The organism is Roseovarius sp. MBR-154 (assembly GCF_053628595.1).
The window spans coordinates 20,441-41,317 of the sequence record NZ_JBRJGR010000027.1; the positions used below are offsets into that span (position 1 = coordinate 20,441).

Sequence of the window (20,877 nt, forward strand, 5' to 3'; positions counted from 1 at the left end):
AGTGGCAAGAGCCGTTGCAATTATACGCTTTGTTGTCATGGGCTTTTCACCAAATCTTTCCAGTTAGTTGTCCGATGAGAGTGGCAGCCCAGTTTACGAAAAGCAAGGGCTACATCAATCTAAATTCGATCACATGAATCCCGCTATCACCTAGCTTTGACCAAGTGCCTGAATAGGTATCGAACCGGCTGTTGGCTGCACTCCACACGAGTGGCCGCTGTCGGAAAATGGCCCAACTTTGCAAACCCCACTTTCTGCGGGTTGCCGCCCTTCGTGAACGGCACAGCAAAACTCCGCTCCCCGCCCAACCTCACCGCACCACCGAGAACGTCAAGCATCCCGACGACCGACCGCAAGGCGGTGTCCCTCCCCTCTCGCACCCGCAGCATCCTGACGAGGAATGAACGGCCCGTCCGGCCCCTGCCTCCGGCCGGTGCGATCAGAAAGGGTTAACCCATGGCCAGCCCCCCGGGTCTGCCCTGCCGGGCGCGCGGCACCGACGCAATACCGACAGAATACCGACGCGATACCGCCCCCCGGTTCAGACCCTCACCTAGAGCAGCATCACCCCCCGCCGGATCAGGTTGACCCCCGCGATCAGCAGCACCCAGAGCGTGACCTTGCGAAACGTCTCCTGATCGAAACGGTCCTGCAACCAGAACCCCAGCCCGATCCCCAACAGCGCCGGCGGCACCAGCCCGAGCGACAGCGGCAGCGTCTCCGCCCGCAGCACGCCCGAGCCCAGATGCGACACCAGCAGCAGCACCGCGCCCAGCCCGTAGATCACCCCCTGCACGCGCATCTGTTCGCGCTTTTCCGTACCGCGCGCCATCAGCATCGCCACCGTGGGCGGCCCCCAAATCCCTGATAATCCACCGAAAAGCCCCGCCAGCGCGCCCATCCCCGCCTCGCCCTTCGCGCCCCCTTCGGGCGACAGGCGCAGGCCCCGACCCATGAGGGTAGACAGCGCATAGGCGGTGATCAGCGGCCCGATAAAAAGGAACATCGCCGCAGGCGGCAGGCGCGGCACCGCCTGTGCGGCCAGCACCATCACCGCCCCGCCCGCCAGCAAAAACACCCGGAACCGCGCCACCGAGGCCAGCGCCGCCCCCACCCCCTGCCGCAACGCCTGCCACAGATTTGTCGCCAGCGTCGGCAGGATCAACCCCGCCAACGCCAGATCCGGCGGCATCATCGTGCTCAGCCCCGCGATCAAAACCGTCGGCATGGCAAACCCCACCACCCCCTTGACCAACCCCGCGCAAATCGCCACGAGGAAGGCTAGGCTCCAGCCCCAGATCGGGCCGATATCGAAAAACATATCCATACCCGTGTGTTAGCATGGCTTTAGCGCCGCAGTGCAAAAAATCAACACGCAACTTTAGATCAAAAACCTGCGACAATTGGCATAATAGTTGCGCTGCACCTGCATAATGGATAAAAGGCACCAGATCAGGAAAAGGATGCGATTCATGGCTCATGACGGACAGGATATTCCGATGGCCCAGCCGACAATTCTGAGCGACCTGCTGGCGCTGACCGCTGCGGCAATTGCCCCGGTCGAGACCGTGCTGGAGCGTGCAAGATCCTCCGTGGCCAACCTGGTCACCGTCGATGGCCGGGTCTCCGGGGACGAGATCGAGACGCATCAGACGGCCGCGCATGGCCTCGCCTGGCTGGCCACCTATGTCGAATCCCTGCGCCAGATGCAGAACTGGGCCACCCGGCTGCAGGAGCAGGGCCAGTTCGGCGAGGTCGAGCAGATGATTCACCAGATCGCATTTGGCGAATACCTGCATCAGATCGCCGGTGGTATCCAGATGAACCAGGGCGAGATGGTGCGCCTGCAGGATTTGGGCCTTGGCTGGGATGCCCTCAGCGGTTTCCAATGTGCCGAGGTGCAAACTCTGATGGCGCGTGGCAACAGCCAGGCCGCGCGTACCCGGCTGGTGGAGTTGATGCAGGAACGCACCGCCGAGATCACTGTCGGGCGCAGCGGGCTTGATGACGAGCTTGAGATGATCCGCGAACAGTTCCGCCGCTTTGCCGTGGAAAAGGTCGAACCGTTTGCCCATGAGTGGCACCTCAGGGATGAGCTGATCCCGATGGAGATCATCGAGGAATTGGCCGAAATGGGCGTGTTCGGCCTGACCATCCCCGAGGAATTCGGCGGGCTTGGCCTGTCGAAAGCGTCGATGTGCGTGGTCTCCGAGGAACTCAGCCGTGGTTACATCGGGGTGGGCAGCCTTGGCACCCGCTCGGAAATCGCCGCTGAGTTGATCCTTGCCGGGGGCACGCAGGAGCAGAAGGAAAATTGGCTGCCGCGTCTGGCCAGTGCCGAGACATTGCCGACGGCCGTTTTCACCGAACCCAACACCGGCTCTGACCTCGGCGCCCTGCGCACCCGGGCGGTGCGTGACGAGAATGGCGACTGGAAAGTGACCGGCAACAAGACCTGGATCACCCATGCCGCGCGTACCCATGTGATGACGCTTCTGGCGCGCACGGTGCCCGACACGACCGATCACCGGGGCCTGTCGATGTTCCTCGCCGAGAAGGAGCCGGGCACCGATGAACACCCCTTCCCCACCCCCGGCATGACCGGCGGTGAGATCGAGGTGCTGGGCTATCGCGGCATGAAGGAATACGAGCTTGGCTTCGACAATTTCCACGTCAAGGGCGAGAACCTGCTCGGCAGCGAAGAGGGCAAGGGCTTCAAGCAGTTGATGGAGACGTTTGAATCCGCCCGCATCCAGACCGCCGCGCGGGCCATTGGCGTGGCGCAATCGGCGCTCGATGTGGCGATGAAATACGCGATGGATCGCAAGCAGTTCGGCAAGCCGCTGATCGCCTTCCCGCGCGTCTCCGGCAAGCTGGCGATGATGGCGGTGGAGATCATGGTGGCCCGACAACTGACCTATTTCTCGGCCTGGGAAAAGGACAACGGCCGCCGCTGCGACCTTGAAGCCGGGATGGCCAAGCTCTTGGGCGCACGCGTCGCCTGGGCAGCGGCGGATAACGGCCTGCAGATCCATGGCGGCAACGGCTTCGCGCTGGAATACACGATCAGTCGGATCCTGTGCGATGCGCGCATCCTCAACATCTTCGAAGGTGCGGCGGAGATCCAGGCACAGGTGATTGCGCGACGGTTGCTGGCATAGAGCCGATGTGTCCGTCAGGCTCGTTGACAACGTAAGTGCGAATCCGGCGCACTTGGTCGGGCATTTCTCCTCGTTCCCGATCCTGGCCGACTTCGCGCCGACGGCCTCAAGCTTCTGAAGGTTCGTCCAAGCGATCGGGCGTCGGATGACGTAAAGGTTCATGGTGGGTCCTCATCTGGTTGCCAGCGGCCCCGGACAGTCCCGAAGCCGATGGGGAGCGTCCTTAGAGTGCGGCACTCGAGGCTTCGTAAGGCCAAGTAGAGATCAGACGAGGCAGTAACATATTCAGGCCAGGGCCGCTCTGTAGCGACCCCGGCCCCGTCATCTGCCTCACTACTCGTGGCAGGCTTGAAAGCTCTCGATCGCAGTTGAGAGCAGGCAGGCGATGGTTTCCAGCGTTGCGCCATCACGCGGGATGCGCCAGCGCAGTCCGTAGGGGTCTATCGGACGCTGGCGCGCATAGGTGGCTTCGCCTTCAAGGCGTTCAGCCTCTATGCGGCGGCACACTTGCTGATGCATGCCACGGCAGGCTGCGAGCCGCGCGGCATCAGTGGCGGCCGGATCCAGCATGTCGTGATACGTGGACATGCTCGGCGAGAAGGGCTCGGCCGCGGCATGTGCGCGAAAGTTAATCAGGTCGAGCCATTGGGCGGCGCGGCGCGTGAGGGCGCGCGCCTGGGCAAGCGTCGCCGTTTGCGTTTCGCACATCATGCGGCCCCCCGTATGCCGACAATACCGGCAAGGTGAAGCGCCTCGAGTGCGCGCACTCTGCGGCCCAGTGCCTCCGCGCAGCGCCGCGCGATATCCGCCCGGGGATCATCCGGGTGAGGGCACGAACCCGATGACCTAACCTTTCGGAATGACAAGACTTTCGAAACCTCCTTGTGAGCATGCGAATGCCATTCTTTGCAACCCAACAGATTCTTGGTCGCGATCGGCCCAAATCGAACCCTCAGCACCCAGCTGGCTTTCTGCGGTCGCAGCTCGCATAGCTGTGCCTGCTGCGACAGAAGAGCCCGTATGGACAGCACGCCACGCGCCAACCAGTGGAAGCGTTCAACGTACGGGTCTCACGTGTCCAGGCGGCGAGCTTATCGGCGGTGAACGCTGCAGGCTGCCTTACCTCCCACCGAGCCGGTCGCCACGGACGAGAAAGCGACCCTCGATCTGCAATGCCAGCGGCTCGCCCGAGATCGGCGGCGCCCCTTCGACGGCGGGATGCTGCGCGTGGATATGCAGATGCGGCTCTGTGCTCGCTCCGGAATTGCCGACCTCGCCCAATCGATCGCCCTCGACGACGATGTCCCCGGATGCGACGCTCAAGCCTCCATGGCGCATATGGGCAAAGACGATCTCGATCTCGCCGCAACGCAGGATGACATGGTTGCCAAGGCGATTGACCGGGTCCTGTTCCGGTACTTCGAAGTCCGGCATGTTGCCCTCAGCGGCAACAACTGTCCCCGCACAGGGCGCGCGCAGCCCCCACGGTCCGGTCCCGAAGAAATCGAGCGCATAGGATTGCCCTCGCCAGGGGCGGAACCGCGCGACGCTGGAATCCAGCGTCTTCAGGTGGGCGTTCACAACAGCGTTGGACCCGCCGTTTCCGACGAGATAGCGGCCAAGGCCAAAGGGGTTGGCGATCCACGACCTCTACCGTCGGCAAGCTGCGCCCCATCAGCGCCCGTACCCCGTACCAGCCCCCGAGAGCGCATAACAGGACCGCCAGCGCAAACCCCTTCCATCCCCAAGTCCCTTCAGGTCGCACAGGCCGGTCATCAAGACGCGTTCCCGCAGCCCGGAAAACAACCACGCACAGGCACAGCGACCCATAGATCCACGCGCGCCAGCGCAAACAGCATTGCGCCCGTTCCAGCCGACTGAATCGCGAACCCCACGAGGCTTCCCGTCGGCAGAAACAACAGCCATGCGAGCAGTGCCAGCGGAAGCAAAACTTGAATGCCGAGGACCATAGCTGTCATGGCTGTCCGTCCGGGAATCGGATCTCAGTGATATCGGCCATAAAGAACGGGAAGTAGTCGTCCGTCCCGAACATGTTGCCCGCCTCAACGTGGAACGGCAGGCGATATCCCCCGACCTCGCGGAAGTCCGAGACCACCGCGCCGAAGGGCTGCAAGCGGTAGGCCTTGTCGGGGTTCGCGTTGGTCCATCGTTCGAATAACACGACTTCCGGTCGGCCTTGTGCGTCGACAGTCACGTCCACCACCTGGCTCATGTCTCCGCGGCGTACCGTGACACGTGCGGTGTCATCGTCCACCTCTGCCCAAGACACACTCGGACCTGGCAACATGGCCGCCGGCGACCAGATCAACGCCTCTGACACATAGCGTCCAAAGGCAGAGCGGGCATGATCCGGATCGCCGCCAGAGCGGGCGACCGGGATCGAGCCAAAGATCCGGAACCGCGTCCAGAGACCGGAATCCGACCCCGCGATGGGCATGCCGCCAGTCGTCTTCATAGCCCAGACGAATCCTTCTGGAGCCGCGAGCACCTGGCGCGCTTCCATCGGCTGGTAGCGCGGGTTGTCCTTGGTCTCGAGGCTGAATTGCCCCGTCATCTCGATCTCGACGACCGGAAGGAGAGGTGTGTCCGGCTGGATGACATAGGTGAAATAGCGGCGCGCAGGATCGGGAAGGTCCGCCACCAACTGTTCGTCGAAGACCGGCGGGTCGTCCGGCTGGAGCGTTGCGAGCCGGTCCCACTCCGAGCGATCCGCGCGCCGGTCCAAAAAAACAATGACGGCCAGCCCTAAAAAGACGATCGCAAGGACGATCGGAATCGCGAAGACGATTTTCATTTTGGCCACTCAGTCAGATGTGTTGGTCCGCGCTACCGCTCGGGCATCTATAGGACGATGACCCAGATCAATTCTCGAAATTTTGACAGCTTCCCTGTCATAGTGAAACAAGGGCGCTTGTCCATTTCCGTGATTCCTCGCACCAGACTCTGCCGAAGTTCGATACGAACGAGTCATTGCATCGTAGGGAATTGAACCAGACATTCAGGCTCGCCGCAGATAATGTCCATCCGCCCGCTCGAGTCGGCGGGTCAAATCAGGCACGAACGGCCCAATCCCCGGCCATGGCCGATGTCGTCAATTGCTGCGCTTCAGCTTCACCAGACCAGACTTTCACTACAGATGCATGATGTCGGTGCCCTCTAACTCACAGTTTGCGGAAAAGCCTACCGTTCGAGCAACGGCCATGAAGGCCTGCTTCAACCCGTTTGCGGACTTTAGGAGGCGCTTGCAAACAAAAACGCACACTGGACGCCATAAACCCTTGGCGGCGCATCCAAATCGCTTCGTAGGTTAAATTCAAGACCGACGCGATTGCCGAAAGGAGTGACCGCCCCCCGGGGAGGGGTGACCCTGATATCCAACTTCTCCACCCTCTGCTGCCATCATTCCCTACCCGACAGTCACACCAAAGATTGTGCCGACTGCCGCTGTCGCGGCCATCGCGAGGGCACCCCAGAGCGTGACCCTGGCGGCCCCACGAACGAGTCCTGCGCCGCCAGCGGATGCCCCCAGGCCGCCAAGAGCAGCGAGACCAACGATCGTCGATACCGCCACCAGAACAGCGATCTGCGCCTCTGGCACGAGCAGCACCACGATCAGCGGAACCACCGCGCCGACGGCGAAGGTGAGCGCGGAAATCAGCGCCGCCTGGATCGGGCGGGCCGTCACGGTCTCGGAGATGCCGAGTTCATCGCGCGCATGCGATCCGAGACCATCGCGCTCGGTCAGCTGAACCGCGACCTTCTCGGCCAGGTCGCGGTCAAGACCGCGATCGACATAGATCAGCGTTAGTTCCTCAAGCTCGGCCTCGGGCGTTTCCTTGAGTTCGCGCATCTCGCGCGCAAGGTCGGCTTGCTCAGCGTCGGTCTGGGAACTGACCGACACGTACTCGCCTGCAGCCATCGACATCGCACCGGCCACGAGCCCTGCGAGACCAGCGATCAGCACTTCTGGCTTTCCGGACCCGGCCACGGCCACGCCGACGACGAGGCTTGCGGTCGACACGAGACCGTCATTGGCACCAAGAACAGCGGCGCGGAGCCAGCCGATGCGATGAACCATGTGGACTTCTAAATGCGAAAGGCGGCTCACGGCGTTGCTCCTTCGGGGATGTCGGCCTGCCCGTTGGAGACAGCCTGCGGTTTCTGTGTTGCTGCTTCGTGCGGCGCAATCCGGAGGGCGCGCAATGCGTTCAGGATCACGGCGACGTCGATCACCTCCTGCAGGAGCGCGCCCTGCACCGGGGACAGGTAGCCGAAGGCCGCAGCGATCATGCCCAAGACCGAGAGACCAATCCCGGCAGCGACGCTCTCGAGGGCGATGCGGCGGGACCGTTGCGCGATCTCGATCCCCGGAAGAAGGCGATCGAGGTGATCGACCAGCAGCACGACATCCGCCGCTTCGGCCGAAGCCGCCGCCCCACGCGCGCCCATCGCGACACCGATGTCGGCGGCAGCCAGCGCGGGCGCGTCGTTGACACCGTCGCCCACCATCATGACCGGGCCGTTCTTGCGCTCGGTCAGGACCAGCAGCACCTTCTGGTCGGGGGTCAGCTCGGCCCGGACGGCGTCGAGCCCCAGCCCCTCGGTCACGGCTTCGGCAACGGCGCGGCGATCTCCTGTCGCCAGCAGGATGCGGGCAAGGCCCAACCTGCGCAGTCCGGCCAGCAGGTCGGCCGTGCCGCCGCGCAGCGCATCGGCCATCACGAGATGGCCAATCAGCTGTTTGTCCACGGCAAGCGACACGACCACCGATCCCGCCTCGACGACCGCGACTTCCGGGTCGGCAACGCCGGCCTGAGCGGCGACGAATCCTGCACCTCCCACGACGACGCGCCGGCCGTCGACGGTTCCCGCAACGCCTTCGCCCGGCGTCTCGACCACGTCTTCGGGGACCGGCAAGGCGATGCCGCGCAACCGCGCCGCCGCGACGATCGCCTGTGCTATCGGGTGTTTCGATGCCTGATCGAGCGCCGCGGCGAAATACAGGACCTCGTCTTCGGAGAGGTCACCCTGCGTGTCGATCGACACGATCTGCGGGCGCCCCTCCGTCAACGTGCCGGTCTTGTCGAGGATCAGCGTGGTAATTCGGGCCAGCGCCTCGAGCGGTTTCGCGCCCTTGATCAGCACCCCGAAATGCGCCGCCCGCGACAGTCCGGCCACCAGCGCCACCGGCACGGCGAGGATCAGCGGGCAGGGGGTCGCGACCACCAGCACCGCGACCGCGCGGATCGGATCGCCCGTGAACCACCACGCGGAGGTCGCCAGCACGACCGTCACGGTGAGAAATGCCAGCGAATAGCGGTCGGCCATCCGGGCCATCGGCGCCTTGGACTTCTGCGCGGCTTCCACCAGCCGGACGATCCCGGCATAGGTGCTGTCGGAGGCCCGCCGCGTTACTCGAAGATCGAAGGCTTCGCCCGCGTTTGTCGAGCCGCTCATCACGTCCTGCCCGCGGGACAACCGGACGGGCATCGACTCGCCCGTCAGCGCCGATTGGTCGAGCATGGCGCGCTCGCTTTTGACGGTTCCATCCACCGGCGCCACGTCACCCTGCCGGATCAGCAGCAGGTCGTCCGGTTCGATATCCTCCAGAGGCACCTCATCGAGCGCGCCGTCCCGGTGGCGCGTGGCCGTCCGGGGCACGCGGGACAGAAGATCGCTCATCTCGCGCCGGGCGCGACCTTGCGCGAAGCTCTCGAGGAAGGTGCCGCCCGAATACATCAGCGCGACCACCGCCGCCGCCAGCGTTTCCCCGAAGAACAGAGCAGCCGACATCGACAGAGCCGCCACGATGTCGAGCCCGACCTCGCCTTTCCACAGACTTCGGACGATCTCAATGCAGAGGGCTGCGAGCACAGGGATGACGCCTGCCGCCCAGGCAATTTCGGCAAGGTCCGGCTGCCCTGAAAGCCAAAGGACGCCGCCGGACACCAGACCAAGAAGCGCCATGCCCAGCAGGGCGACGTTCAGGCGATCCTCAAACAAAGCCGTCATCTTGTGCATATCCCCGGTGTCACATCACGCGCCCGTGGTCCGGACGGCTCTCGAACAGCCGTCCCACGCGCGTTTCGCGAAGACGATCACCGTCGCGGTCGATGAATAGGGCGTTCAGACCAAGTGTACGCGCCAATGTCGCGCCTACCAAGCGTCCTCTGACCATCAGCGCCGTCGCCCATGCATCCGCAGCCATGCAGGTTTCGGCCACGACCGTGACCGAGGCAGGTGAGTGTGCCAGCGGCCCGCCACGGTCCGGGTCCATGGTGTGCGACAGGCGGCGGCCCTGCACCTCGACCCAGTGGCGGTAATCGCCCGAGGTCGCCACGGCGGCGTCCTGCAAGGCGAGGATGGAATGGGGTGCGCGGCGCTCGGGGTCCGGGGCCTCTACCGCGATGGTCCAGGCCTGCCCGTCGGGCCGCAGGCCCAGCGCGCGCATCTCGCCATCGATCCCCACGAGGGCATCCGTGATCGCGTGGGTTCGAAGGGTCTCGGCCAGCCGATCGACCCCGTAGCCCTTGGCGATACCGTTCAGATCAAGCGCGATGGGCGCGGATTTGCGGACATGATGGTCGCCGATCTCGAGCGCCGCGTGCGCGGGCACGCGGTCCGCGGAAATAGCGGCGCGGATACGGTCGGGCGCGGCGGCCTCTGGCCCGAAACCCCAGGCCGTCACCGCATCGCCCATGCCGATATCGAAGGCGCCGTCCGAGGCGCGCCCGATCTCGAGCCCGCGCGCGAGAACCTCCCGCAGCCGATCCGGCACCTGCACCCATGCGCCCACGGGCGCCATGTTGAGGCGCATGAGGTCGCTGTCGGGCTTCCAGGTGGACATCTGCGCGTCGACTTCGTCGACGGCCGCCTGCAGCGCGGCTCGGACGGTCGCCGGATCAAAGCCCGGCCCCGCGAAGAACAGCGCCGACCAGCACGTGCCCATGGTCGGGCCATTCAGGGCATGGCGCACCACGTCAGTAGACATCTTCGACATAACGTCCCTCCGCTTTCAGCGTTGCGGGCGTCAGTCCGGCGGGCGCAAGGATCTCTGCCATCGCGTCGGCCACGCCTGCCGCCATGTCGCGCCCGCCGCAGACCATCACGCGCGCGCCGTCACGGATGAGCCGGGCGACCTCTGGCGCATCGTTGCGCAGCACGTCCTGCACGTAGCGGGGCTGCCGCTCGCGCGAGGCCGCCGTGACGAGCCGGGCAAGGCGGCCCGCATCCTGCCAGCCGGGCATCTCCTCATCATAGAAGAAATCGCTATCGGGGTGGCGCATCCCGAAGAATAGGTGGATGGGCCGCCGCCGCGCATTGCCGCGCACGAAGCCAGCCAGCGGTCCGATGCCGGTGCCCGCACCGATCAGGATCAGCGGCGTTCGCCCCCGGCCGGGCTGGAAGCCGGGATTGCGGCGCAGGAATGCGCGGACCGTGCCGCCCGGCTCCAGCGCCGTAAGCTGGCCGGAACTCAGGCCACCGGGATGCTTCTTCACCACGATCTCGACGAACCCGTCGCGGCGCGCGGAGGCCAGCGAATAGAGCCGCGGCACGGGCGATCCGTCGGGGACAATGCCGATCAGGTCGCCGGCGTTGAAGCGTGCGAAGCCCGCCCCGGTCAGCCGCTGCCACCATGTCGTGCGCGGCAGGGCGAAGCGCAGGATCGCGCTTGGTGCCTGCACGTCCGCGCCGTAGTCGCGGCGCGAGACCAGTGTCAGCGTCTCGGTCGTGGGCAGAACCGGCGTGTGGGCCAGTTCCAGGTCGATCCCCAGGGCCTGCCCGAGCGGCCGCCCCCAGCGCGCGAAATCCTGGGGCGACTGGCGGTCGACCGTGTCAAGGGCCATGAGTTCGGGCCAGTTCTTCGCCTTTGCCGCGTCCGAGACGTTCCGGGCAAAAGCGCAATAGGCTGGGAAACTGCGGTCGCCGAACCCCAGAACGGCCAGCGGTATGTTGGGCGCAGTGTCCAGTGCCTGCAATCGCTCCAGAAAGCCCTTGGCCGAGCTCGGGGCATCGCCGTCGCCGTAAGTTGCGGCCAGCACGACGATCCGGTCTGCATGTGCGTAGCGCTGTGGCGCGAAGGCCGACATGGGGGCTGCGTGCACGCTGTGCTCCGCCTCGGTCAGCGCGGCGTGAAGCGTGGCTGTAAAGCCCCAGGTGCTGCCGCCCTCGCTGCCCACAAGCAGAATGGTGTCGGCGCGGGATGCGGGCCGGTTGCTGCGGATGCGCGGTCGCCCACGCCACCCGGCCAGCCAGATCAGCACGCCGGTGACGCCCATCATGGGCACACCAAGCGCCATGATACCGAGTATTAGCCCCAGCGGCGCGGCGCCCTGTCCGGTATGCAGCATGTAGATGGTTTCCGAAACGCGCTCCCACCCGGTCAGGTCGGCCCAGCTCAGCAGCGCGCCGGTGCCCTGATCAAGATAGCCGGAGCCTCGGTCGGTCTTCAGGGTGAAGACGTCCGTGGCGTCGTCGGGATAGGGGAAGCTCAGCTCGCGCAGATCTGCCACCGGCGTGTCGCCGAGCATCGCAAGATCGCCAAGCGCCACGCCGGTCTCGCCGCTCACCTCGGCCGGGACGGCCGGTGGGGCGCCGCCATCGGGCAGCAGATCGAAGGTGGAGGCCGTCATCCACAATGCGGTAGTGGAGGACAGGACAAGCCCCGTGACTGCGATCCGCGCGATTTCTACGTGCAGCCGTCCGGCAAGTGGCCCGCGCAAACGTGCGAACCAGTGCCGCCAACCGCCCGCGCGCCGCGCAACCAGCATCATGCCGCTGAGCGAAAGGATCAGCATCGCCACAGCACCGACAGCAGAGGCAATTCGCCCGCCATCCCCCAAAAACAGCGACCGGTGCAGGTTGGTCAGCCAGCGTTGCGTCTGGTTCGGGTCGGCGGTGGCCACGCCCTGTCCGGTCGCAGGGTCGATCACGGCGGCGCCGGGCGTGCCCTGATCGAACCAATAGGCGATAATCCGCCCCGAGGGCGCCCGACGGATCTGCTCGACGCCCGGATAAGCCGCCTGAATGCGCGTCGCCAGCGTTCCGACAGTCAGGCTCGTCGCTGCTTGCGGCGCAGTCAGACGCTCGGCCGCCGGAAAGACGGACAGTGCCGCGCCGCTGAGCGTCAGGACGGTCAGAAGCGCGAGGGCCAGAAGACCCGGCCAGCGGTGGAATGCGCGGATCATGACCTGTTCCCTCACATGTCGTAGGCGAAGCTGGCGATATAGCGACGCCCGGCCACCGGCGTGCCCGCGCCGGTCGTCGTCAGCGGCACCGCGACCTCGTTGGGGCTGTCGCGCATGTCCTCGACGGCGGCGTCGATGTGCAGGGTGTAGCCCGCGTCGAACAGCGCATCGGCGAGATCGAGCGTGATCTCAAGAGTCCGCCCCGCGCCCACGCTGGCCCCGGTGATGCCGTTGACCTCGCCCGTGTCGCCGCCGGTTGCGCGGTACCAGTCAGTCAGGTGCTCGTAGTACTTCGACTTTGTTCCGGCCATCCAGAGGCTGCCCATGTAGGCGCCGGAGGCATCGGTGACGTAGAGCGCGAGATAGGCTCCATCGCCACCGTAGCTGTTGAGAGTCGTGGTCAGCGTCACCGGGCGCGCCATGGCGAGGCCGGGAAGGGTCAGCGCCGTGGTCAGCGCGAGTGTTGCAAGAAGCGATTTCATCGGGTTTGTCCTTGTTTATGCGGTGCGTCGAAGTGGCTCAGTTCACCTTGACCTGCGGTGGGGCGCCATTTCCGAAAAGCCCGTTCTGCGGTGGGGGGATAGTGCCGGCGGGCGCTGGATTACGAGCGCCGCCGCGGCAGTCGTCATCATCGTCTTCGTCGTCGCAGTCATCATCGTCATCGTCGTCATCGTCGTCGTGATCACGCCGTGAACCGCGGTATTCATCATCATCATCGTCGTCGTCATCGTCACCACTGGCGAGGATGAGAGGCAATGACTGCGTCGCATCCTGCCAGATCGCCGCGAAGGGCCGAGGGCTCCCGTCGGCGGGGGCGTGCATCGCACTCCAGGCGGTGGTGCCAACCACGGCGGTCAGCGCGGTGGAGGCGACAAGAATGGTAAGGGTCTTTCGCATCGGAGGGTGTCCTTTTTCGTTTGACGAGACCGATATGCAGACCCGACCTGAGGCCTTCCTGACGCCTTCGCGATTCCTGCTTCAGCTTGCCGTCAGGAAGAAAAATGCCCCGCCGACCTGGCGGGGCGGAAAACTTGGCACTGGCACCACATGGTGCGCGTGCAGATCCGATCTTCAGCGCGTCACGCGAACTCGAAATGTTCGAAGCGGACCCGTCGCGGCGTCTGCTCCAGCGACTTCAAACCCTTCAGTATCCCGTTCTTCAGGCCCTCAGGGCCACAGAACCACAGATCGGCATCCCGGACCGCGAAGGGCGCCATACCGGTCAGACGCTCGGCCGTCAGGCGTCCGTCACGTGCGGTTGCGACCACCTGAAAGCTGAACCGCGGGTTTCGCGCCGCCGCTGCTTGAAGGATCTCCACCCCGAGCGCCTCTTCGGGAGTGCGGACACAATGAACGAGGTGAATGTTTCGCTGCTCCGCCTCGGTCAGGCTTTCCGCCCATGCAAGGAACGGCGTGATGCCAATGCCCCCCGCCAGCCAGATCTGGCGCGCGCCACTCTTGCGGAAGTCGAACCGGCCATAGGGCCCCTCGACCTGCACGCTCATTCCGGTCCGAAGGGCGTCAGGCAAGCGCCGGGTCCAGCCTCCCAGCCCCTTGATGGACAGGGTCATTGCGCCGTCAGAGCGTGGGGCGCTGGCGATCGTGAACGGGTGCGGTTCGGAAAGGCCCGCTTCCGGCGCGCGAAAGAAGGCGAACTGCCCGGGCCGCCAGCGCATCGCCCGCCCTTTAGGGCTGAGCGTCAACGCAGCGGTGTCGCCATGTCGGCTGATGTCGCTGACCGTGTACTCCCTGCGCCGCAGGCGCGGTGCGAAGAACTCGGTGTAGACCCAGGCAATCACTCCACCAAGCCCGAAGGTGTTCAGCATCACCGACAGCGACGGATCGACCCCGGTCGGCAGGTCCACGAAAAACTGATGGAACACGATGATGGCAAAAAGGACGCCCATGAACCGATGGCTGAACCGCCATAGTTGATAGGGAATCTCCAGTGGGATGAATGGCAGTCGCCGGAACCAGCTGATCGCGATCAGCACGAGCAGCGCATTGAAGGCGAACTCCCCTGCCTCCTCGGCCAGCTCCCCCAACCCGGTCTCGCGCACCGTCCGCTCGAAATCCGGCTCGATCTGCTGGTGCAGGATCATCAGGACCATCGCGGAGATACCCAGCCACTTGTGGACTCGGTACATGCGGTCGAGCCCACCGAACAGCGGCTCCAGCAGACGCGGTCTTGCGGCAAGGATCAGGGTCTGGCTCATGGCGACCACCGCTGCGGCCCCGACCGCAACCCCGATGGCTGCCTCCAAACCGTAGGCGGCATACGTCGTGAAGCCGAGCAGCCCCGCAAGACCGCACAGCAGGGCGACCAGCACAGGGCCAGACAGAGTCAGACCGTTGCCAACAGCTGTCGTCAAGAAATTGGACGCCCGAACTGGCCCCAAGCTGACATTCTTTGCGACCTGCGCCAGATCAGTCATCTTTCTCTCTCTCGCGATCGCGGCGGCGGCGATCATCGTCGTCCTCGTCCTCGTCCTCGTATTCGAACTCGATGACCTCCAGCGTCGCGGGATGCACCGTCACCTCGATCCGGCGCCCCTCGGCGTCGCGGCCGTCGATCTCGTAGCAGCCGTCGTCGATCTTGATCCGGCGCATGGTCCAGCCATTCGCCTCGGCCAGTCGCGCCACGGCGTCGCGCGGTTGCCAATCGGCCATCGGCACGAAACAGTCGTCATCCGCCAGCGCGGCCCCGGCCGGAAAGACCGCGAGAACGCCAAGAATTGTCAATGTTGTCTTCATGGGTCACACTCCTAACGGCATCCCTCTTGGGGCAAGATATGCGCGGCGAAGCTGACGGCAGGCTGAAGGCATATGGCTTTCCGCGTCAGATTGCCTTCAGCCTCGGTTCGGAAACGGGGCCACCTCGCAAGGCCGCCCCGTGGCCCGGATCAGGCCGGCGCCTTGCGCCCGACCATCACGCCAAGCAGCGCCATGACGATACCAAGCCCGATCAGCACGCCGACCGTGAGGTTGGGCACATAATAGGTGGTATAGATTTCCCACCCGAGCAGGCGCAGGACTTGCCCGACCTCGGTATAGACCCCGATCAGATGCCCCCCGAGTGTGCCGGTAACCCCGACCAGAACGACGCCCACACCAGACAGGACAAGCATCACAAGCCTGGGGAACCCATGCCACAGCGCATCGCCCTGCAGCAGGCGGGTGATCGCCAGCAGCGTGAAATAGGCCAGCGACCAGCTTGCCGTCAGCATGTGGTTACGGCCCATCGGACTGGACGACAGCGCCTGCCAATCCCAGACCATCAGCCCGACCACAAAGGTCACTGCGCCGAACAGGACGCCGAGCACCAGAAACACCGGCAAGGCGCGGTCCGCCGCGTGACCTACCGGACCGTTATTGATGACCCGCAGAAAGATCAGCAAGGCCGAGGCCAGCCAAAGGGCCGTTGGGAAGTGAACGAGAACAACGTGATAAGCGGCCATTTTCAGGCTCCTTTCGTGGCAGAGATGGAGCGGTTCAGTGCGATACCAAAGCCCGCGATCAGGACGACACCGGCCAGAATGGTCAGCAGCCATTGCCGCCGGATCTGATCGGTGAATTCGACCTCGATGCCGTAATTGGTCAACTGCTCCGGGGTATGGCGGAACCGAACCGGCACGCCCTCAGCGATCTTCTCTGCCCCGGCATGGGCCTCCGAGTTGAGCAAGGGCCAGGTCACCTGTCCCGGGTAGAACAGCGTGATATCGGTCCAGGCGTCGCCCCATTGCGGTTGGCGACCGGTGAACTGCTCGGCCGTGATGTCGGCCTGGCGGCCAAGGCCCAGGCTTTGCGGCAGCGAGACATAGTGCCAACGCCCACCTGTCGCGTTGCGGTGGATCGCGAAAGCAACGTCATAAACCCCCAGATCATGCAGGATCTTGTCGTCCTGCGGTGCGCCCGTATCCAGCGCGCGAGCGAGCGTGACATCCCAATACCCATCTGCCCAATGCCCCTTGCCAGGGGCGGTAATGTCGGCGCGCGATCCATCAGGCCGACGCAGGGTACGGCGCGGGATCACATCGCCATTCTGCCAGACGCGATCCGGATCGAACGGAACCGAAACCTCGGGTGTCAGGGCATAGGCCTGATCCTGCGTGACCAGACCAGCCATGATGTCCTCCCAACGCAGCACGGCATAGCCTGCCGCCTGCGGATCGAACATCACCTTCGGCTGCGACGTCTCCTTGTCCCAGTTGGTCGAATAGGTCGACGTTCCGTCATCGCCGTCGCGTCCCGCGCCAACATTCTGGTCATCGGCAAAGCCAACCGCATTCGACCGCCCCCCGCGCCAATGCCAAAGGTCGAGGAAATATCCGGCCTTGCGCAGTCGCGCCTGCACATCCTCGGGTGCCGTATCGTCCCACGCACCCAGCCTGTTGCGCGTGGCGGGCAGGTACTTCGTGACTTCCTCGGGGGCCTCATCGGTCAAGCCGGCCAGACCGGCCCCGATCGTGATATATCCGCCATACCGACCGAATTCCGGCACCGATCCGTCATCGAGCATCATGGCAACACGATCTTCGTGCAGGCCATCGGCGTTCGATCCCGGCACGGCGTTGCCGCGGTGCTGCCACTCGCCGTCCTGATAGACCAGAACGTCATGGAAGATGCCGGGCCGGTCCGACGGCCAGCGGTAGCGGAAGAACATCGTTTCGTCGTTATAGGCCGCCTGCACCTGCAAGGGCACGGTCAGCGTTTCGGGGATGCTGATATTGCGTTCCGGGTCATTAACCACGACGCCTGTCCCGTGGGTGACCCAACTGACGAGCAACCCTCCGAGAAAAAGCGCCGAGGCAACCGGCAAGACAAGTTTGTTCATCTTTTGTTCCTTTTGTTTCTCCGGAGATTGCAAATCAAACCGGCAAAATGAGTATATTCTTGTGCGGCGCGCAGTTCGTTGATTTCAATCAGTGACAAACGTTATTCACCCGACGGATAAGCCGTGGTGTTCCGAATTCGGGCATCTGGAGGGGCAACCTGCAAACCTGACGCGAACCTGAAGCGATTGCCCCGAACCGGTCAGCATTGCGTAAGCCAGGCCGATGACTGAAGAATGGCCGAAGAGGAAACGACCATGCGCATCCTGCTGATAGAGGACGACACCACGCTCGGTGCCGCCGTACGAGACCAGATCGCCGCCGACGGCCAGTCGGTGGACTGGGTCTTGCGTCTTGATGCGGCGGGCGATGCGCTCAGCGCAACCTCCTACGACCTGATCCTGCTCGATCTCATGCTACCGGACGGGCGCGGTATCGGGTTTCTAAAGTCCTTGCGGGCGCGGGGCGATGTGACGCCGGTCATCATCCTGACCGCACTCGACCAGATCTCGGACCGGATTGAGGGCTTGAACGCGGGCGCCGACGATTACCTCGTCAAACCCTTCGACCTGGCGGAACTCTCGGCCCGGATCGGCTCGGTCGCGCGGCGCTACAGCGGCAACCCGAACCCCATCGTCAGCCACGGGCTGCTGGACATCGACCTCGCCGCGCGCAGTATCCACAAGGGCGGCAAGCTGGTGCAGCTGACGGCGCGTGAATGGGCGCTCTTCGAGGCATTCCTGTCGCGCCCAGGTCAGCTGCTGTCCAAGGCGCAGCTGGAGGAAAAGCTCTACGCTTTCAACTCGGAAGTGGAGAGCAACACCATCGAGGTCCATGTCAGCCGCCTGAGAAAAAAGCTGGGCGCGCAGATCATCGAGACCGAGCGCGGCATGGGCTACCGCCTGGGCAGTCCATGAGGCGGCCCGCCAGCCTTCAGGCGCGACTGGGTCTGTCGCTCGGCCTCGTGCTGACGGTGCTGTGGCTCATGGCCGCAGCGGTCACGGCGGTGATCGTTCGGGGCGAGATGGACGAGGTCTTCGACAGTGCCCTGCGCGAGACGGCAGAGCGCATCTTGCCGCTGGCCGTGACCGACATCGTCGGACGTGAGGACCAGGGGGCGACGCAGCGGATCGCGCAGATCCGAGAGCATGACGAGTTCTTCACCTACCTCGTTCGCGACGCCGAAGGGCGCATCCTCCTGCAATCCCATGCCGCCGACCCTGGGGTGTTCCCGCCTTACGATCCGGGGTTTCGTGAGACCGCCACCCATCGCCTCTATAGCGACGCCGCGCTGCAAGGAACGATCCGCATCACCGTTGCCGAACCACTGGCGCATCGCGCTTTGGTTGCGCGGGAAATCCAGATGGGCCTTGGCCTGCCCCTGCTGATCGTGCTTCCCGTCGCGTTGGCGGCGATCGTCTTGGCAGTCCGCTTCAGCCTCGCTCCTCTACACCGGTTTCGCACGCGGCTCGAGGCGCGCGGTGCCCGTGACCTGTCCGAGGTCCCCGCGGACGACCTGCCGACTGAGATTGACCCACTGGCCAACACGCTGAATAGCCTGCTGGCCAGGTTGCGCGATGCATTCGAGGCCGAGCGCAGCTTTGCTGCGAATGCCGCGCACGAGCTTCGAACGCCGCTCGCGGGTGCCATTGCGCAGGCGCAGCGGCTCCGCTCGGAGACGAGCGACCCGGCCACTGACGCCCGGGCAGCCGATATCGAGGCGTCCCTAAAGCGGCTAACGCGGCTTTCCGAACGGCTCATGCAACTTGCGCGGGCCGAAGGCGGACGCCTGCGGGTGGACCAAAACGCGGATCTTCGCTCGGTCGTGCGGATCGTGGTGGACGATATTGGACGCGCGGGCACGCCGGGCCGCATCGTGCTGACACTGCCGGAAACGGCCGTCATGTCGGACATCGACCCCGACGCCTTCGCCATCGTCTGCCGGAACCTTCTGGAAAACGCGCTTCGCCACGGCGATGAAAATGCTCCGGTTGACATGACGCTGACGGCGGAGGGGCGGCTTGTCATCGCGAATGATGGTCCTGTTCTCTCCCGCGACACCCTTGACCGCCTCACCGCCCGTTTTGAGCGCGCAAGTGCAAGCACCGAAGGCAGCGGACTGGGCCTCGCCATCGTCGCCGCCATCGCAAAACGGATCGGTAGTCCGCTCAGCTTGGCATCTCCGCGTCCGGGCGCGTCTTCCGGTTTTGAGGCCTCCATCAAGCTACCGGCAGCCCCGGCCGGAGACCTCGCGCAACCCACGATGCGAAGGGAGTGACAATTCGAGGAGCATCAGCAGCTTCGCGCGCGCTGGCTTGTTGCGGCATAATTGCTCAAGAAAAGACGCAAGTCCCGCGTTTCGTGCGGACGCAGAATCAACCTGTGCGGTCCGAGAGAGACCGGCTGACGGTATCGATAGGTTGTGGTGTGAACGATGTCGAGGCGGCCCAAAATGGGGGTCCAGTGTGGTTCGAGGAATACAGCATGCGCGCCAATGCGGATCAGCGGCGGCGCGATGCGTTCGGGCTGAAGGGCACGGCGCTTCGCCAGGCATTCAACCCCTTGCAACGGCGGCATATACGCTCTCCGAAACCTTCGCTCCAAAACAACGCGCTGCATCGCAGGCATCGCCGTTCTTGCGCTACGTCGCCCAAGGCCCTCGCAGTCGAGATGTCCGGCGCTGCACCTTCGGGGATAGCCTTGTGCGCCATCACGTTTGTCCCGCCACATGGCGGATGTGCGATCGCGATAGTGTTTCCGGTTGTGAAGGCATGCCTTCGTTTTCGGCGGCCCGGATTGACACATCGTCCCGCGTCCGTTGAGTGGTCGTCGTCGGCGCCGACACATTCAGATAGGGATCAGGCGTACTGCGCCCCGAGTAGAGATGCCGCAGATGCGCCGCGGAGACACCGTCGGCCTCCATCACGAGACGTACCATCGGATCAGCCAGCATTTCCTCCAAGCAGAAGTCCGACAATGCCCTGCCCGTCAGCTTGTCCCTTGCCCGCGCATGGTCCAGGTCGGCAAGGGAAACAGTCAGAGTCCTCGCAAGTCCGGGATGCGAAATCCGGGGATGAAGCTTCAGCAGCACGGAGGCTTTCGATGCTTCGGGGTCCTGTAGATCAGGGGGGGAAACCAATTCCGTTTCAATTTCGTACTCTCCCGCGGGGAGCGTTTCGGCAAAACCCGGAACGGTGAACGGCCGGGAAAGAACTGCAACGGTCTTGCTGGTCAGATCGTCCATTGGCGTGATGCACTACCTTGTTGCTGCGAGTGGTCCGCGCCCCCTTCGAGAATGGGGCGCGTAGCCTGTGTACGCCTCAAGAGGTCTAGGATTTCGCTGGTGCTTCGGTGTCGGCGGCCTTGGGCTCGTTCTCGTTTGCAGGAGGCTTCGCGGTCTCCGCAGGCTTCGGCTTCATTGCGGCCGCAGCCTTGGCTGTCAGGTCCTTGAAGGACATGTCATCGATCCTTTGATTGGCCAGTGCCAACTCCTCGTCCATGCCGGACCGGGATGCTTGGCACCAGTAGTACCTATATAGTGATTGATGACCCGATTTACGATGACGCGTCGAAATGAACCGTAAGCGGCGGCCACGCCCCATTGAATTGAAGTGTTCCTGACGCCTGCGGCGCCTGCGATAGGATCTGCTTGAGCAGATGGAGGTTGCGCATGGC

At 64.4% G+C, this 20,877-nt stretch carries 20 protein-coding genes; 3 read left to right on the forward strand and 17 right to left on the reverse strand.

The window, feature by feature from the left end; translation table 11 throughout:
* Window positions 1–553 precede the first annotated feature (553 nt).
* Window positions 554–1,327 (reverse strand): sulfite exporter TauE/SafE family protein, encoded by a 774-nt coding sequence (locus ACSSV4_RS20390; protein ID WP_454276922.1) that lies wholly within the window; start codon window positions 1,325–1,327, stop codon window positions 554–556.
* Between the two features lie 145 nt (window positions 1,328–1,472).
* On the opposite strand from ACSSV4_RS20390, the gene ACSSV4_RS20395 reads away from it, so the two are divergent.
* On the forward strand, window positions 1,473–3,161 hold the full coding sequence (locus ACSSV4_RS20395) for an acyl-CoA dehydrogenase family protein (RefSeq protein WP_454276923.1): 1,689 nt from the start codon (window positions 1,473–1,475) through the stop codon (window positions 3,159–3,161).
* Between the two features lie 333 nt (window positions 3,162–3,494).
* Here the strand turns inward: ACSSV4_RS20395 and ACSSV4_RS20400 are convergent, their stop codons facing one another.
* The 13 genes from ACSSV4_RS20400 to ACSSV4_RS20460 form a co-directional block, all read right to left on the reverse strand.
* Window positions 3,495–3,872 carry a hypothetical protein gene (locus tag ACSSV4_RS20400; RefSeq protein WP_454276924.1) on the reverse strand — a complete coding sequence of 126 codons (378 nt, stop codon included), beginning with the start codon at window positions 3,870–3,872 and terminating at the stop codon, window positions 3,495–3,497.
* Window positions 3,873–4,280: 408 nt separating this feature from the next.
* On the reverse strand, window positions 4,281–4,742 hold the full coding sequence (locus ACSSV4_RS20405) for a M23 family metallopeptidase (protein ID WP_454276925.1): 462 nt from the start codon (window positions 4,740–4,742) through the stop codon (window positions 4,281–4,283).
* Window positions 4,743–5,136: 394 nt separating this feature from the next.
* Window positions 5,137–5,976, reverse strand: coding sequence for a DUF6544 family protein (locus tag ACSSV4_RS20410; protein WP_454276926.1), 840 nt, complete (start codon window positions 5,974–5,976; stop codon window positions 5,137–5,139).
* 612 nt (window positions 5,977–6,588) lie between these two features.
* On the reverse strand, window positions 6,589–7,290 hold the full coding sequence (locus ACSSV4_RS20415; RefSeq protein WP_454276927.1) for a VIT1/CCC1 transporter family protein: 702 nt from the start codon (window positions 7,288–7,290) through the stop codon (window positions 6,589–6,591).
* Window positions 7,287–9,203 (reverse strand): heavy metal translocating P-type ATPase, encoded by a 1,917-nt coding sequence (locus ACSSV4_RS20420; protein ID WP_454276928.1) that lies wholly within the window; start codon window positions 9,201–9,203, stop codon window positions 7,287–7,289. The genes ACSSV4_RS20415 and ACSSV4_RS20420 overlap by 4 nt, the downstream gene beginning before the upstream one ends.
* 10 nt (window positions 9,204–9,213) lie before the next feature.
* Window positions 9,214–10,182: an FAD:protein FMN transferase gene (locus tag ACSSV4_RS20425; protein ID WP_454276929.1), complete on the reverse strand. Its 969-nt coding sequence runs from the start codon at window positions 10,180–10,182 to the stop codon at window positions 9,214–9,216.
* Window positions 10,163–12,370, reverse strand: a complete 2,208-nt coding sequence (locus tag ACSSV4_RS20430) for a PepSY domain-containing protein (RefSeq protein ID WP_454276930.1) — start codon at window positions 12,368–12,370, stop codon at window positions 10,163–10,165. The genes ACSSV4_RS20425 and ACSSV4_RS20430 overlap by 20 nt, the downstream gene beginning before the upstream one ends.
* Window positions 12,371–12,381: 11 nt before the next feature.
* A complete protein-coding gene (locus ACSSV4_RS20435; protein ID WP_454276931.1) occupies window positions 12,382–12,852 on the reverse strand; it encodes a DUF2271 domain-containing protein in 471 nt (156 codons plus the stop codon).
* A 37-nt stretch (window positions 12,853–12,889) separates the two neighbouring features.
* Entirely contained in the window at window positions 12,890–13,267 is a 378-nt protein-coding gene (locus ACSSV4_RS20440; RefSeq protein WP_454276932.1) for a hypothetical protein, read from the reverse strand.
* 182 nt (window positions 13,268–13,449) lie between these two features.
* Complete coding sequence (locus ACSSV4_RS20445; protein ID WP_454276933.1) at window positions 13,450–14,841, reverse strand: ferredoxin reductase family protein; 1,392 nt, start codon at window positions 14,839–14,841, stop codon at window positions 13,450–13,452.
* Window positions 14,798–15,124, reverse strand: coding sequence for a PepSY domain-containing protein (locus tag ACSSV4_RS20450; RefSeq protein ID WP_454276934.1), 327 nt, complete (start codon window positions 15,122–15,124; stop codon window positions 14,798–14,800). The genes ACSSV4_RS20445 and ACSSV4_RS20450 overlap by 44 nt, the downstream gene beginning before the upstream one ends.
* A gap of 149 nt (window positions 15,125–15,273) precedes the next feature.
* The gene (locus tag ACSSV4_RS20455; RefSeq protein WP_454276935.1) at window positions 15,274–15,828 is read right to left on the reverse strand and encodes a hypothetical protein; all 555 of its coding nucleotides are present in this window, start codon (window positions 15,826–15,828) and stop codon (window positions 15,274–15,276) included.
* 2 nt (window positions 15,829–15,830) lie between these two features.
* Complete coding sequence (locus tag ACSSV4_RS20460) at window positions 15,831–17,204, reverse strand: ethylbenzene dehydrogenase-related protein (RefSeq protein WP_454276936.1); 1,374 nt, start codon at window positions 17,202–17,204, stop codon at window positions 15,831–15,833.
* A 255-nt stretch (window positions 17,205–17,459) separates the two neighbouring features.
* On the opposite strand from ACSSV4_RS20460, the gene ACSSV4_RS20465 reads away from it, so the two are divergent.
* Both ACSSV4_RS20465 and ACSSV4_RS20470 read left to right on the forward strand, forming a co-directional pair.
* Entirely contained in the window at window positions 17,460–18,119 is a 660-nt protein-coding gene (locus tag ACSSV4_RS20465) for a response regulator transcription factor (RefSeq protein WP_454276941.1), read from the forward strand.
* Window positions 18,116–19,480: an ATP-binding protein gene (locus ACSSV4_RS20470; RefSeq protein WP_454276937.1), complete on the forward strand. Its 1,365-nt coding sequence runs from the start codon at window positions 18,116–18,118 to the stop codon at window positions 19,478–19,480. Before ACSSV4_RS20465 ends, ACSSV4_RS20470 begins: the two co-directional genes overlap by 4 nt.
* A gap of 14 nt (window positions 19,481–19,494) precedes the next feature.
* Here ACSSV4_RS20470 and ACSSV4_RS20475 read toward each other — a convergent pair whose 3' ends face one another.
* The 3 genes from ACSSV4_RS20475 to ACSSV4_RS20485 all read right to left on the reverse strand — a co-directional run bounded on the left by ACSSV4_RS20475 (window position 19,495) and on the right by ACSSV4_RS20485 (window position 20,702).
* Window positions 19,495–20,007 carry a transglutaminase N-terminal domain-containing protein gene (locus ACSSV4_RS20475; protein ID WP_454276938.1) on the reverse strand — a complete coding sequence of 171 codons (513 nt, stop codon included), beginning with the start codon at window positions 20,005–20,007 and terminating at the stop codon, window positions 19,495–19,497.
* On the reverse strand, window positions 19,913–20,446 hold the full coding sequence (locus ACSSV4_RS20480) for a hypothetical protein (RefSeq protein WP_454276939.1): 534 nt from the start codon (window positions 20,444–20,446) through the stop codon (window positions 19,913–19,915). The genes ACSSV4_RS20475 and ACSSV4_RS20480 overlap by 95 nt, the downstream gene beginning before the upstream one ends.
* 85 nt (window positions 20,447–20,531) lie before the next feature.
* Complete coding sequence (locus ACSSV4_RS20485) at window positions 20,532–20,702, reverse strand: hypothetical protein (protein ID WP_454276940.1); 171 nt, start codon at window positions 20,700–20,702, stop codon at window positions 20,532–20,534.
* Window positions 20,703–20,877 lie beyond the last annotated feature (175 nt).